The following is a 14,610-nucleotide window of genomic DNA, read 5'->3' on the forward strand; positions in this document are numbered from 1 at the left end:
TTCGCCTTCCCAGTGGATGGCGACCTGGTCGCCGTGGCCGTCGAGGACGTGGCGGTCGACGCAGTTGTAGGCGACGTTGAGCTCGCCGTCGGCGAACCATTTGGCGACGGGGGCGTCGGACCAGTCGAGCACTTCGGTGAACGGGGTGTGCCAGTGGAGCCGGCGGGCTTGTTCGGCCCAGAACCCGAGTCGATCCTTCTCCGCGGCGGCGTAGAGATCCGCCTGAGCGTTCGCCTGAGCCGTGAACTCGGCCGAGGGTGCGTAGACGTCAGGGAAAAAGGGCATTTTCGCTGCTTTCGGATGAGGTGTCGAGGCGTTCCTACCGCTGCTCATCGCCGTCTCGGCACGCGGATGATGAGGGCGTCGCCTTGTCCGCCGCCGCCGCACAAGGCAGCGGCACCGATGCCGCCGCCACGACGTCGCAGTTCGAGCGCCAGGTGTAGTGCGATTCGAGCTCCGGACATTCCCAGCGGATGACCTATCGCAATGGCACCACCGTTGACGTTCACTTTGCTTGCGTCGATACCGAGCTCACGCGCGGAGGCGATACCAACGGCAGCGAACGCCTCATTGATCTCGATCAGGTCCAGATCCTTGGGATCGATCCCCTCCTTCGCACACGCCTTGTCGATTGCGCGCGCCGGCTGAGACTGCAGAGATGAATCAGGACCGGCCACGACACCGTGGGCACCGATTTCCGCGATCCACTCGAGCCCGAGGGCCTCGGCCTTTGCTTTGCTCATCACGACAACGGCGGCCGCACCATCGTTGATCGTGGAGGCGTTTCCTGCTGTGATGGTGCCGGTCTTGGCGAACGCCGGCCGCAACTTGGCGAGTGAGTCGGTGGTGGTGTCGGCGCGGATGCCCTCGTCCTGAGTAACCACGATTGGGTCGCCTTTACGCTGTGGGATCGACACCGGTACAACCTCGCCGTCGAAGATGTTGTTTTTCCACGCCGCAGCCGCACGTTGATGTGATGCCGCGGCGAATGCGTCTTGCTCTTCACGGGTGTTTGCGCCTGCGCCTTCATTGCAGGCTTCGGTGAGCCCGCCCATCGCCTGATTGGTAAAAATGTCGTACAACCCGTCGTACGCGAGATGATCGCGCATGGTGACATCGCCGTATTTGTATCCTGCGCGGGACTTCTCGAGCATGTGTGGAGCCTGCGTCATCGACTCCTGACCGCCGGCGACAATCACTTCGAACTCTCCCGCACGAATCATCTGATCTGCCAACGCGATCGCGTCGATGCCGGACAGGCACACCTTGTTGATCGACAAGGCCGGCACATGCATCGGAATGCCTGCGGAGACTGCGGCCTGACGTGCGGGTATCTGACCGGCACCAGCGGTGAGAACCTGACCCATGATGACGTATTCGACGAGCTCGGGGGCGACACCGGACTTGTCCAGCGCACCTTTGATCGCGATTCCACCCAGGTCAGAACCGGAAAAACTCTTCAACGCACCGGACAATTTGCCGACTGGGGTTCGGGCTCCGGCCACGATCACGGACGAGATGGGGTCGCTCATGCTGTTGAGTCCTTTTCATTCGTTGGCGGGCGACAGACATCTGTCACCGAAGTCGAATTATTTGGCGAATGTTGGTGCGGGCGTGTTATTTGCGATGGAAATGAAAGCGGACTCTTTCGGAACAAGTCGGTCGACGTGCACGTCCGGTTCATCTCACAGAGCCGTTCAGTTCCCACGCAATGAGCGCTCGTTCTTTCGGCGTCGTTCCTCCCCAGATTCCGTGAGGTTCGTGATGGGCGAGTGCATAGTTGGCGCATTCGACACGAACTGGACAGTTCGAGCAGATGCGCTTGGCTTCCGTTTCCGCTCGATGCCGCTGGGGACCACGTAGTGACTCCGACGGAAAGAAGACCGAGGAGGCGTAACCATGGCAGTTCCCACTCCTCTGCCAGGCCCACACCTCCTCGGTCGGCACCGCAAGAATCGCTGTGCCGGTTCGGTATCGACGCATGATCCCGTCGACCAGTTCAGGCGACAACGTCACGGGTGCGGGAAGTGTTCGAGGATACGGTTGGCTGTGCTCGTGTCGACTCATTTCAATACGCCTACTAATCGATCTGGGCATCGCCCAGCAGTGCGCCACCGGGTGTGGCTACCGTGGGTCATTGGTTTCCTGTTTTCTCCATCAGAGTGAGCTACCACTGTCGGCTGTTGACGGCCTTGTACGACGCGATGGTTCCTGCAAACGTGTTGGACCGTAGTCAATCTGCGTTGTTCGACTCGTCGAAGACTTGTTGGACTACCCGCATAGCGGCAAGTGCAGCGGGTGCCCCGCAGTAACCCACGGCGTGGAGAATTGCCTCGGCGATTTGTTCACGAGACAGACCGTTGGTGAGCGCCCCCCGAACGTGTCCTCGAAGTTCGTCGTGGCTGCGCAGAGCGGTCAGCATTCCAATAGTGACCAAACTTCTTTGGGCTCTGTCCAGTTGCGGCCGCGACCACAAAGCGCCCCAGATATGTTCTGTGACAAAACTTTGTATGTCTTCCGAGTCGGTTCCTCGGGCGCGGTCGAAGGCACCCTGAACGAAGTCGACACCCATAACGGCCGATCGAACAGCTATCCCTTGCGCGAGCCCAGGCGTCGGTGCGTCATCACGCATCTACGGCCCCCGGTGACAGCGACTGATCCGCCCGTCGAACGTCTCCCTCACGTACCCGCGCGAGTATGCGACGAGCGTGTTGGATGACTGGGGCATCGACCATGTGCCCCTCGAAGGAGAAGACACCGCGATTGGTCTCCGCCGCGGCGAGCACACGCCCCGCCCAATCGATTTCCGTCTCGGCCGGGGCATAGGCCTCACGAATCACGCCAACCTGGGTGGGATGGATCGCTACTTTGCCGTCGAACCCGACTGCGACAGCGTCGTCGGCCTCGTCGCGTACGCCTGCCAGGTCGCCTATGTCGAGAAACACCGAGTCCAGCGCGAAAACGCCCTGTGCTTTTGCCGCCAAGAGTGTTTGCGATCGAACATGCTGTGCGACGTCGCGGTAACCGCCGTAGTTGAACCTACTGGAGTTACCACCAAGCGCCGCGACGAGGTCTTCGGCACCCCACATCGCTCCGACGGCGTTGTTGGCACCCAGCGCAACGTAGCTGTTTATCGCACCGAGAGGCGATTCGATCAGCGCAATCACGAGGCGCGGAGCGAGCGCTGCGATTTGTTGTGGGCCCTCGCATTTGGGGAGCATTACGATTTGGTAGTCAGTACGATCGAGTGCAGCGAGATCGGCTGACCAGTCCGCGCTTCCCTGGGGATTGATTCTGACGACTGTGGTGGCGGGGTCCAACGGTGTGGAGATGAGGGCTTCTCGTGCTGCGGCCTTGTCTGCTGGTGCCACACCGTCTTCGAGGTCGAGGATGACAACGTCCGCGCGAGCGGCGGCCTTGGCGAACCGTTCCGGTCGATCTGCCGGGCAAAACAACCAGGCAGGCCCAGGCGAAGACCACGTCATGACGGTTCCTCAGTGGGCCGCAATCGTACAAGGGTTTTGCGGACAGCCACGGCGACGATGTCTCCGTGCTGGTTTCGTCCGGTGTGGGTGAAGGTCACGATGCCTTCGCCGGGTCGGGACTTGGATTCACGTTTGTCGGTGATCGCGGTCTCGGCGTAGAGGGTGTCGCCGTGGAACAGCGGTTTGGGGAACGACACCTCCGAGAAACCGAGGTTCGCGACGATAGTTCCCTGCGTCAGTTGGGCGACCGACAAGCCCACGACAGTGGAGACCGTGAACATCGAGTTCACCAGGCGCTGCCCGAACGGCGTCGACTCGCTGAACGCCGCGTCGAGATGCAGTGCTTGCGTGTTCATCGTCTGCGTCGTGAACAGGGTGTTGTCGGCCTCGGTGATCGTGCGTCCCGGCCGGTGTTCGTAGATTGTGCCGAGTTCCATCTCCTCGAACCACAGGCCGCGTTGGCGAATCCGCTTGTCGCTCACAGTCCCAGGCTCCGCGCGATCAGCATCAGCTGAACCTCGGTGGTGCCTTCGCCGATTTCGAGGATTTTGCTGTCGCGGTAGTGCCGTGCGACGACGTACTCGTTCATGAAGCCGTATCCGCCGTGGATCTGCGTCGCGTCGCGGGCGTTGTCCATTGCGGCCTCGGAGGCGACGAGCTTGGCGATGGACGCGGCCTTCTTGAACGGCTTGCCCGCCAACATCAGTGCTGCCGCGTCGTAGTACGCGGTTCGAGCGGTGTGTGCGCGGGCCTCCATGCGGGCGATCTTGAACGAGATCGCCTGGTTGCGGGCGATCGGGGCACCGAACGCCTCGCGTTCCTTGGCATATTTGACGCTCTCGTCGACGCAGCCTTGAGCGGCACCGACCGATACTGCGGCGATCGCGATGCGGCCCTCGTCGAGGATGTGCAGGAAGTTCGCGTACCCGCGGCCCTCCTGGCCGAGCAAATTTTCCTGCGGGACTCGTACATCGGTGAAGCTGAGCGGGTGTGTGTCGGAGGCGTTCCAGCCGACCTTGTTGTAGGCCGGTTCGGCGACGAAGCCGGGGGTGTCGGTGGGAACGAGGATCGAGGAGATCTGCTTGCGTCCGGTCGCCTCGTCGACTCCCGTCACCGCGGTGACGGTGACGAGCTCGGTGATGTCGGTGCCGGAGTTGGTGATGAACTGCTTGCTGCCGTTGATGATCCAGTCGTTGCCGTCACGCTTGGCGGTGGTCTTGGTGCCGCCCGCGTCGCTGCCGGCACCGGGCTCGGTCAGACCGAACGCGGCCAGGGCCTTGCCTGCGGTGAGTTTGGGCAGCCACTGCTGCTTCTGTGCGTCGTTGCCGAAGCGGTAGACGGGCATGGCGCCGAGGGAGACGCCGGCTTCGAGTGTCATTGCGACGCTCTGGTCGACCTTGCCGAGCTCCTCGAGGGCCAGGCACAGGGCGAAGTAGTCGCCGCCCATGCCGCCGTATTCCTCGGGGAAGGGCAGACCGAACAGGCCCATCTCGGCCATCCCGGCGACGACCTCGTACGGGAAAGAGTGCTCGGCATCGTGTTTCGCCGAGACCGGGGCCACGACCGTCCGGGTGAAGTCGGCGACGGACTTCACCAGTTGCTGGTACTCGTCGGGCAGATTCGACGACGACAGATGATCGGTCATGATGGGTCCTCTTCGGTGTCGGTGGGAACGATTCGGGCGAGGAGCTGGTCGACGCGGACCTGATCTCCCACTGCAACAGTCAGTTCGACGGTGCCGTCGATCGGAGTGGTGAGTGTGTGTTCCATCTTCATGGCCTCGACCACGACGATCGCGGTGCCCGCCGTGACGGTGTCTCCGGATTCCACCGCAACTGCAATGATCGAACCGGGCATCGGTGAGAGAATTTCGGCATCGCCGGAGTGCGCGTCCTGTTCGCGGACACTGGGTTCGGCGACGGCGCGAAGTTGCCACGTTCCGCGGGAACTCGATACCCAGGTCGAGGCCCCGTCTCGTGCGAACGTGAGGGATTCTCGGCGGCCGTCGATAACAACGTTCACGATGTCGGCGGTGGACTCCGCGTGCAGCGACTTGGGAGGGTAGTCGTCGATGGCGACCTTCGCCGAGTCCGGTGTGCCGGAGATGGACACGTGCGCGGCTCTGTCGCCGACTACGAGGCGGAGGACGAACGGCGTGTGTGCCCCGACTCGCCATCCCGACGGCGATGCCCAGATGTCATCGCCTGCGGTGCGCCAGAGCTGTAGCCAATCCACTGCGGCAGCAGCAATCAGTGCTTCGTCGGTGACGGGAGCTGCGATAAAATCCTCGACGCGGCGGTCGAGCAGTCCGGTGTCGAGCTTGCCGGCGCGAACATCGTTGTCCGCGAGCAAGAATCGTGCGAATTCGATGTTGGTGACGACACCGAGGACCGCGGTCTCCGACAACGCTCGGTCGAGTGTGCGGAGGGCGCTGGGACGGTCGGGTCCGTAGGCGATGACCTTCGAGAGCATCGGGTCGTAGTTGCTGCCGACTTCGGTGCCGACAGCAAGCCCGGAGTCGATGCGCACGTTCTCGCCGGCGGGTTCGCGTAGCCCGACGACGGTGCCTCCCGTGGGGAGGAATCCGCGGCCAGGATCCTCGGCGTAAACACGCGTTTCGATTGCGTGCCCGGTCAAGGTGATGTCGTCCTGCGTGATCGTCAATGCTTCACCGGCGGCGATCCGGACCTGCCACTCGACGAGGTCGAGGCCGGTGACAAGTTCGGTGACCGGGTGTTCGACCTGCAGACGAGTATTCATTTCCATGAAGAAGAAGTCGTCGGGATGGTCGGCCGAAACGATGAACTCCACCGTCCCGGCACCGGTGTAGTCGACACTGCGGGCAGTGTTGCAGGCGGCCTCGCCGATACGTGCCCTGGTTGCCTCGTCGAGTAGAGGGGACGGCGCTTCTTCGATGACCTTCTGATGTCGGCGCTGCAGACTGCACTCGCGTTCACCGAGATGGATGACGTTGCCGTGTTGATCGGCGAGGATCTGTACCTCGATGTGGCGGGGCCGCAACACGAAGCGTTCGAGGAAGAGGGTGTCGTCGCCGAAGGAGGATGCTGCTTCCCGTCGCGCGCTGGCCAGCGCTGCGGGTAGATCTTCGGTGCGTTCAACCAGGCGCATGCCTTTGCCGCCGCCTCCGGCCGAAGGTTTGACCAATACCGGGAATCCGACATCCTCGGCTCCGATGATGAGGTCGTGATCGGTTAAGCCGGGTCGAGAGATACCGGGTACGACGGGGACACCGAAGGCGCTGACCGCGGCCTTGGCGGTGATCTTGTCGCCCATCACCTCGATTGCTCGGGCCGGCGGTCCGAGGAATGCGATATCGGCGGCTGCGCACGCAGAGGCGAAATCGGCATTTTCGGACAAGAAGCCGTAACCCGGGTGAATGGCCTGTGCGCCGGTACGTTTCGCTGCGTCGATCACCTTGTCGATGACAAGGTAGCTCTCGCGTGCGCTTGCAGGTCCGATGCGCACGGCGGTGTCGGCTTCGGCAACGTGGCGGGCACCTGCGTCGGCGTCGCTGTACACCGCGACGGACCGAATACCCATGCGGCGCAACGTACGCGCTACTCGTACAGCGATCTCGCCGCGGTTGGCGATCAGGACCGTATCGATCTGCCTCGTGCTGGTGGTCATATCACTCACATCCTGAAAACGCCGTAGGAGACCGCTTCGAGCGGCGCATTGGCGCACGCCGAGAGAGCGAGCCCGAGAACTTGCCGAGTGTCGGCCGGATCGATGATGCCGTCGTCCCAGAGCCGGGCCGTCGAATAGTAGGGATTGCCCTGATCTTCGTATTGCTGGCGGATGGGAGCTTTGAACTTCTCCTGGTCTTCTTCCGACCACGGCTTACCCGACGCATCCAGTTGGTCGCCCCGGACTGTGGCAAGGACGGACGCTGCCTGCTCGCCGCCCATCACCGAGATGCGCGCGTTGGGCCACATGAACAAGAAGCGTGGTGAATAGGCCCGCCCGCACATGGAGTAGTTGCCCGCACCGTAGGAACCGCCGATGACGACGGTGATCTTGGGAACCCGCGCGCAGGCCACGGCCGTCACCATCTTGGCACCGTGTTTGGCGATACCGCCTGCCTCGTAGTCACGGCCGACCATGAAGCCGGACAGGTTCTGCAGGAACACCAAGGGGATGCTGCGCTTGTCGCACAGCTCGATGAAGTGGGCACCTTTCATGGCCGACTCGGCGAACAGAACGCCGTTGTTGGCGATGATTCCGACGGGGTGGCCGTGGATGTGGGCGAATCCGGTGACGAGTGTCTTGCCGTAGTCGGCCTTGAACTCGTCGAATCGACCCGCGTCGACGACGCGGGTGATGACCTCTCGCGCATCGTATGGGGTTCGTGGGTCGGTGGGAACGACGTCGTACAGCTCGGTCTGAGCGGCAATGGGTTCACGCGTGGGGAGGATGTCCCACGGGACCGGGGTGCGCGGGCCGAGCGTGGAGATGATGGCGCGGACTCGCTTCAGTGCGTCGCGGTCGTCGTCGGCGAGATGGTCGGTGACGCCGGAGATCTTCGAGTGCAAGTCTCCACCGCCGAGTTCCTCGGCCGTGACGATCTCACCCGTGGCGGCTTTCACCAGCGGGGGTCCGCCGAGGAAAATTGTTCCTTGGTTCTTGACGATGATCGCTTCGTCGCTCATCGCCGGTACATAGGCACCGCCCGCGGTGCACGAACCCATCACCGCCGCGATCTGTGCAATTCCTTTGGCGCTCATGGTCGCTTGGTTGAAGAAGATGCGGCCGAAGTGGTCGCGGTCGGGAAACACCTCGTCCTGACGCGGGAGGAATGCGCCACCGGAGTCGACGAGGTAGATGCACGGGAGGGTGTTCTGCAGGGCGATTTCTTGAGCGCGGAGGTGTTTCTTGACCGTCATCGGGTAGTAGGTGCCGCCTTTGACGGTGGCGTCGTTGGCGACGATGACGCATTCGCGCCCCGAGACGCGGCCGATACCGGCGATCACACCGGCACCGGGGCACTCGTCGTCGTAGAGACCATTGGCGGCCAACGGTGAGATCTCGAGGAACGGGCTACCGGGATCGAGGAGCTCGTTCACCCGATCGCGGGGCAGCAGTTTTCCGCGAGCCACATGACGCTCGCGCGATTTCTTGTTTCCACCGAGCGCGGCTCGGGCGATTCGTTCGGCGAGCTGCTTGCTCAGCAGTTCGTGCTCGGTTCTGTTGGCGGTCAGTTCGATTGCCATATGGTGCGCGCCTCAGTCGTCGTCAAACCAGGTGATTTCAGTTAATCGCATGTAACTAATCGTATAGTAAACTACGATTAACTGAACTGTCCAGTGGCTGAGCAGAAATGATGCGATGACAACGCAACCGACGCACCACACCGAACCCAAACCGACGACGCTGCGCGAGCAGCGCAAAGCCGAAAGACGGTCACAGCTCTTGTCCGCCGCGGCATCGTTGTTCGCCGCGCGGGGATTCGCGTCCGTCAGACTCGAAGATCTCGGTTCTGCCGCGGGAGTAAGCGGCCCTGCCGTGTATCGACATTTCCCGAACAAGGAAGCAGTTCTCGTCGAACTGCTGGTCGACATCTCGGAATACCTCCTGGGCGGGGGCCGTGACGTGGTGGCGCGTCACACCGCTGCTGACGTGGTCACCAATAGAATCATCCTGGCGGAGCTGATCGATTTTCACATCGACTTCGCTCTAGGATCACCCGCCCTCATTCGCATTCAGGATCGCGACCTGTACAACGCACCGGAATCTGCGCAAAGACGAATTCGCCGCATGCAGCGGGAGTACGTAGAGCTGTGGGTTTCGAGCTTGTGTGCCGCAGAACCCAGAACGAGCGAGTCGGATGCCAGAACTAAGGCCCATGCGGTGTTCGGATTGATCAACTCGACTCCATACAGCGCAGGCAACACTCCGTCGAAGAATACGAAATCTCTACTGCGGGTGATGGCAATGGGATCACTCGGGTTGAGTACCGCCGAAAGATGAACTGGCGTGTCTTCCCGGTCCGCGACCTGCATCTGGTTCCCGAGCGGCTTTGCAGTGTTTCGATCGAAAAGGTCTTCACGGAGCGATGATTCGCGACATCGCGACCTCCGCGTACCCACCCTCAACCATAATCACTCGAGCGAGCACGCGACGCTGGCAGCGGTGTGCGATCTGGCAACTCGCGATCTTCCGATCGGATGTCTGCCGCGCGACGCTCTGCGGGTTCACGATCATCCGCCGACAGCCTCACACGCATGGTGGAGTTCCCCTCCTCGTGGGTAGTCAATGGCTCGATGCACCACCTTTTGAAGGTCATAGCGCTCGGTGCGTCGACATTTCGGCCATCATCGCCAACGCGTCAGCGACTGACGGACCAAGGACTCGAGGTGACATGCATGTCAATTTGAATTGGCCTTATCTGGCGCTCGGACTCCCCGATTCGCCTCACCGATAGTGTAACTGGCAACGAAAGTACACTTGACTATCAAGTCACACGGTGATGTCATGTGTTGGCGGTCACACTCAGACCGCTTCCTCCAATGTTCAGGAGAAGCATGAAGATCGGAATCATCCAGGTCCCAGCCGATCACGACCACGATCCAGCAGTGGTAGCAAGGCGCGCCGAAGAATTGGGGTTCGATTCCTACTGGCTGGGTGACCATCCAGTTGTCCCAGTCGACGAGAACCTCTTGAACTATCCCGGACGGTGGGAGGAAGGGGCCAACGAACCTCCGTCGCTGGTAATGAGAGAGTCTGACCCGCTGATCTGCCTGGCTCGTGCGTCCGCTGCCACCAGTACGATCAAATTAGGAACGGGAGTGCTTCTTCCTGCCGAACGAGGGGCTATTCTTGCTGGCTCGCAGATCGGAACACTCGACAACATAAGCGGCGGTCGGCTCCTACTCGGAGTCGGCACAGGTTGGAACGAGACGGAATGTGTTGTCATGGGTGGTGATTGGAAACGGCGATGGACCCAGGTCACCGAACACGTCGCCGCTATGAAAGCTCTGTGGACGACCGACCCATCGGAGTTCCATGGGGAGTACGTTGATTTTCCGCCAGTTCGATCATTCCCGAAACCATTGAGCAAACCACACCCTCCGGTTCTACTGGCTTCGATGGGATCACCGAAAGTGTTCCGCCGCATCGCCGAGTGGGGTGACGGCTGGATCCCGATCGTCCAGTCTGCGGAGGAGCTTGCCGAGGGAGTTCAGCAAATGCACGCAGCCGCGGACCAGGTCGGACGACGCCGCGAAGATCTGAGTGTGACGGTGTTCGGACTGCAGGGGCAATGGCGGTCTCGCAGCGAGGTCGAGGCCCTTCACCGTGCTGGCGCAGAGCGTGTGGTCGTCTGGCTTCAGGACGTCCCGCTGGAGGACCTGTTGGCCGAGATGCAATCCCTGGCCGACGAGTTCGGTTTGCTCTCGACTGCTGCTGCGAAGTCCTGAGGACCGACCGTCTCGGCGTCAGGCACCGAGTGCAGCGCGCTCAAACATCGGTATCGAGCCAACCTGGCCATCTGATTCAGCGATGGCCAGGTCGAGCGCACCGGTTGCGAGTATGCGGATACCGATCATCGACGTCGTTGAGCTCCAAACGGCATCGGGGTCCGACGACGGTGAATGGGCAATCAGTAGGTGTAGAAACCACGTCCAGTCTTGCGTCCCAAACGTCCGGCTTCGACCATGCGGCGCAGCAGCGGCGGCGGTACGTATTGCGACTCTCTGAACTCGTCGTACAGCGAGTCCGTCACAGCCAGGATCACGTCCAAACCAACTGTGTCGCAAAGCTTCAACGGTCCCATCGGATGTCCGCATCCTGCCACCATTCCTGAATCGATATCCTCGGCCCGGGCGAAGCCGGACTCGAGCATCCGAATGGCAGAAACGAGGTAGGGGACCAGTAGTGTGTTGACAATGAATCCCGCACGGTCGCCCGAGCGGATCGGGTCTTTGGACAAGCGTTCGGCTACGTAGTTCGTGACGTAGCTAGCCACTGATTCCGAAGTTCGCAGTCCGACCACTATCTCGACCAAAGCCATCACGGGAACCGGATTGAAGAAGTGCATGCCAACGACGCGTTCCGGGTGCGCAGTCGCATTCGCGAGACGGTTGATCGGAATGGAAGAGGTGTTGGAAGCCAAAACAGCCGTGGGCGAAACGACAGCGTCAAGTCTACGGAAGAGCTCCGACTTCATTTCTTCGATCTCTGGAAGCGCTTCGATGACCAGCTCCCGGTCGACGAAGTCGTCGACCGAGAGCGTAGTGGTGATCAGACTCCGTGCGTCGTCGCAAGCTTTTTGCGTGAGCTTTCCTCCGTGGACGGCGCGAAGAAGCGAACTGTTTATCCTCGCGGCAGCAGCAGTAACTGCTATTTCGTCGCGTTCGAGGATCAGGACAGGGTCGCCGGCGCGTGCCACGACCTCGGCAATGCCGGCTCCCATTGAACCGCCGCCAACGACTCCAACTTTGGTCTCCACCGGGTACTCCTTCTGTCAGCAGCAATCGAAGTAGGTCTGTAGCGCACGTGTCTGTGCGCGGAGTCAGGCCTCGGCTTCGTGAGTCGGTGCGGATCGGACCGGTGTCGAAGGCACCGTCGAGACGCCGTCGATCGCGGCGATGTCCTCGAGTGTCCGTCCTTTGGTGCGTTCACCGAAAACCCCTATGGTCACTGCGGCGAGGCCGGACGCTGCTGCCAAGAATATGAACACGGACGTGAAGCCCAATTGGCCGAGGATTGCGCCGATTGCGAACATGCAGATGACTGTCGCAAGTCGTCCCACGCTACTGGGAATTCCAGTTCCCAACGCGCGCAGATGAGTTGGGAAAATTTCCGGGATGTATGTGTAGATGACCGCGGTGTTGCAGTAGAGCAGCAGGCTGATAGCGACTCCGGACACCGTGAAGACCACGTTGGAATCGGTGGTGCCGAACACGACCAGCAGTAGCGCCGTCAACAGATAGATGACCATGATGGCGGTACGACGTTCGACGCGCTCGATGAACAGAAACGCGAGTAGCGCTCCAGGGCAGGCCGCGATCGCGAGTATCGACGTGTAGGTCAAGCTGCTGCTTGTGCTGAATCCATGCTCGGTGAGAAGGATTGGCATCCACGAGTTGTAGCCGTAGAACGCAGATGTCGCGAAGGCAAGCGTCAGAGACATGACGACCGCCCGCTTGAGATAGCCACTGCGCACCAAGTCGCGGGCGGTACCGGCTGGAACTGCCTGCGCGGTGACCGGAGCGGGAAGTTCGGCACCTGTGATGTGCACCGACTGGCGTTCGATGGCGTCGACGATCTCTGCACTTCGCGCGTCGACCGTGACCCCGGGATTCTGCTCGATCCATCGAACCGACTCCGGCAACAGTCGTGTGGCAACCAGCGCGACGATCAGTCCACTGCCGCCGGCGACGAACACCAAGCGCCATCCGTTGTCGCCCATCGGTACAACCCAGCGACTCAGCCAGGACATCAACGGGATGCCCAGTAGTGCGACGGCCAGCAACAATGATTGCACTTTCCCGCGGTAATTGCGGGGGAACATCTCGGCAACGTAGGTCAGTGCCGCAACTGTCACGGCATAGAGGCCCGCTCCGATGAAGAATCTGTATGCCGCAAGTTGCATGGGGCCGCCGGATGTCGCGGACAGAATCGACAGGACCGAGTAAAAAACCGTTCCCCACACCAACAGGCGTTTGCGGCCGAAGCGATCAGCGAGAATTCCGCCGACCACTGCGCCCAGCGACATTCCGAGAAAGGCACTTGCGCTGATGAATGCGACGACATCGACGGACAGCCCCCATTGCTCACGTAGCGTCGGGGCGACGTAGGCAAAGGCGTTCAGATCAGCCATTTCGAACACCAGCAGGCCGGCAACGACTGCGCCCCATATCTTGTGGCGCTTCGTGAGGACTGGAATGCGGTTCAATCGTTCTGTGAGTGTGTACTCCGTGGTAGCCATACCCGGCTCGACTTTCTGCCTGAGGAACTCGATGAAGGAGCGTTGGACTGAACTGATGCCCTTGGGTCAGGAGACGCATAGGGCGTGCGCAGCAGGTTGTGAGCACAGATCTCCGCGACTTCCGCTGAGGTCGGCGAACCAGGGGCGGCAGGCCGAGAGCGCGGCCCCTGTCGGGCAGGCAGTCGGCAAATTCGTAGTCGTCGCTGTACGACGAGATCAGCCTGATCTGCGTCGGAGTGTAAAGTAGCTTTACTTGACATTTAAGTCAATAGGGTGGGTCTGTCAAGTAGTGGGCGAAGTGCCTGGTGTCCATAGATCCGAGTCAGCGAACTGTTCCGGTCCAATCGGGTTGACATGCGCTATCGCCGTCGAAGAAATCTTCAAAGCACGCGCACTCGAGCGCCTGCCCCGGTGTCGTTGAATAGACTGTTGCTGAACATATTTGGGAACGACCAGTAGTACGACCCGTATCGGATGTTTGTGGAGTACGGCTGCGATCGGTTGTGTTCTAGGCGTGGGGCTGTCATGCAAAGGGCGACGGTAAGTCTCGGAGGCTCAGAGCTGAGCTGTGGTTTTGACTGATGAGTCGAAACTAGAACCCGTGGTTTGCGGTCGGGGAGCAGAAATAGAGGTAGCGACCGCGCCGAAAATTCGTCGTCGGCCATCGTCAATTTACGATGGCGTCGACGGATGGTCTGGACTAACTATGACGGGGCTGCTACGCGAGCGCCGTGGCTTGCCCAGGATCGGTCCACCGTCCACCGTCCACCGGCAAGCTGACGCCGGTCCCGAAGCTGGCTTTGTCGCTCAGGAGAAACGAGATAACCTCCGAGACCTCCTGGGTCTCTCCCATGCGCGGAATGGATTGAAACCGACCGCATCGTTCAGTGCTTGATTGAGATCTTTGCTCGAATCCATCGGTTCTTTCAGCATGGGTGTGAACCACACCGGGGTGAAGGGCATTGACGCGAATGTCGCGTTTGCCGTTTTCGATCGCAGCAGTCATCGCGAGACCTTCGATTTCGGCTGTGGTGCTGGTGTACGCAGACATGTTTTCGAAGCCGATCAGTCCGGCACGGGAACCGGTGTTTGTCTATCGCCCCCGATCGAGCGGCGAGCGTGTCGGAAGCAACCGTTTTGATGGCCCGTTGAGACAGAAGGTGCAGCCGCAGTCGT

General features: G+C 61.1%; 13 protein-coding genes and 1 pseudogene. 2 read left to right on the plus strand and 12 right to left on the minus strand.

Going from position 1 to position 14,610, the window contains the following annotated elements; translation table 11 throughout:
* The 9 genes from CH286_RS16175 to CH286_RS16215 all read right to left on the minus strand — a co-directional run.
* Positions 1-285 (minus strand): acetyl-coenzyme A synthetase N-terminal domain-containing protein (locus tag CH286_RS16175; protein WP_303396149.1); only part of this gene is annotated, 285 nt, incomplete at its 3' end.
* A 44-nt stretch (positions 286-329) separates the two neighbouring features.
* Positions 330-1,532, minus strand: a complete 1,203-nt coding sequence (locus tag CH286_RS16180; protein WP_094609744.1) for an acetyl-CoA C-acetyltransferase — start codon at positions 1,530-1,532, stop codon at positions 330-332.
* 148 nt (positions 1,533-1,680) lie between these two features.
* Positions 1,681-2,097, minus strand: coding sequence for a WhiB family transcriptional regulator (locus CH286_RS16185; RefSeq protein WP_369597541.1), 417 nt, complete (start codon positions 2,095-2,097; stop codon positions 1,681-1,683).
* Positions 2,098-2,233: 136 nt separating this feature from the next.
* Positions 2,234-2,632 carry a carboxymuconolactone decarboxylase family protein gene (locus tag CH286_RS16190; protein WP_094609745.1) on the minus strand — a complete coding sequence of 133 codons (399 nt, stop codon included), beginning with the start codon at positions 2,630-2,632 and terminating at the stop codon, positions 2,234-2,236.
* Positions 2,625-3,485: an HpcH/HpaI aldolase/citrate lyase family protein gene (locus CH286_RS16195; protein WP_094609746.1), complete on the minus strand. Its 861-nt coding sequence runs from the start codon at positions 3,483-3,485 to the stop codon at positions 2,625-2,627. The genes CH286_RS16190 and CH286_RS16195 overlap by 8 nt, the downstream gene beginning before the upstream one ends.
* Positions 3,482-3,967: a MaoC family dehydratase gene (locus CH286_RS16200; RefSeq protein WP_217902932.1), complete on the minus strand. Its 486-nt coding sequence runs from the start codon at positions 3,965-3,967 to the stop codon at positions 3,482-3,484. Before CH286_RS16200 ends, CH286_RS16195 begins: the two co-directional genes overlap by 4 nt.
* Positions 3,964-5,130, minus strand: coding sequence for an acyl-CoA dehydrogenase family protein (locus CH286_RS16205; RefSeq protein WP_094609747.1), 1,167 nt, complete (start codon positions 5,128-5,130; stop codon positions 3,964-3,966). The genes CH286_RS16200 and CH286_RS16205 overlap by 4 nt, the downstream gene beginning before the upstream one ends.
* Positions 5,127-7,133 (minus strand): acetyl-CoA carboxylase biotin carboxylase subunit, encoded by a 2,007-nt coding sequence (locus tag CH286_RS16210; protein ID WP_094609777.1) that lies wholly within the window; start codon positions 7,131-7,133, stop codon positions 5,127-5,129. Before CH286_RS16210 ends, CH286_RS16205 begins: the two co-directional genes overlap by 4 nt.
* Positions 7,134-7,138: 5 nt before the next feature.
* Positions 7,139-8,716, minus strand: coding sequence for a carboxyl transferase domain-containing protein (locus CH286_RS16215; protein WP_094609748.1), 1,578 nt, complete (start codon positions 8,714-8,716; stop codon positions 7,139-7,141).
* Between the two features lie 115 nt (positions 8,717-8,831).
* Here CH286_RS16215 and CH286_RS16220 point away from each other — a divergent pair, with 115 nt between their 5' ends.
* Positions 8,832-9,473: a TetR/AcrR family transcriptional regulator gene (locus CH286_RS16220; RefSeq protein ID WP_094609749.1), complete on the plus strand. Its 642-nt coding sequence runs from the start codon at positions 8,832-8,834 to the stop codon at positions 9,471-9,473.
* Between the two features lie 554 nt (positions 9,474-10,027).
* On the plus strand, positions 10,028-10,921 hold the full coding sequence (locus CH286_RS16225) for a TIGR03619 family F420-dependent LLM class oxidoreductase (protein WP_176458264.1): 894 nt from the start codon (positions 10,028-10,030) through the stop codon (positions 10,919-10,921).
* A gap of 182 nt (positions 10,922-11,103) precedes the next feature.
* On the opposite strand, the gene CH286_RS16230 is transcribed toward CH286_RS16225, so the two are convergent.
* The 3 genes and pseudogenes from CH286_RS16230 to CH286_RS16240 all read right to left on the minus strand — a co-directional run.
* The gene (locus CH286_RS16230) at positions 11,104-11,952 is read right to left on the minus strand and encodes a 3-hydroxybutyryl-CoA dehydrogenase (RefSeq protein ID WP_255182675.1); all 849 of its coding nucleotides are present in this window, start codon (positions 11,950-11,952) and stop codon (positions 11,104-11,106) included.
* 63 nt (positions 11,953-12,015) lie between these two features.
* Positions 12,016-13,326: an MFS transporter gene (locus CH286_RS16235; RefSeq protein ID WP_255182676.1), complete on the minus strand. Its 1,311-nt coding sequence runs from the start codon at positions 13,324-13,326 to the stop codon at positions 12,016-12,018.
* Between the two features lie 826 nt (positions 13,327-14,152).
* Positions 14,153-14,512, minus strand: a pseudogene (locus tag CH286_RS16240) (SDR family NAD(P)-dependent oxidoreductase); the annotation flags it as partial.
* Positions 14,513-14,610 lie beyond the last annotated feature (98 nt).

Source organism: Rhodococcus sp. WWJCD1 (assembly GCF_002258735.1).
Taxonomy (GTDB): domain Bacteria; phylum Actinomycetota; class Actinomycetes; order Mycobacteriales; family Mycobacteriaceae; genus Rhodococcoides.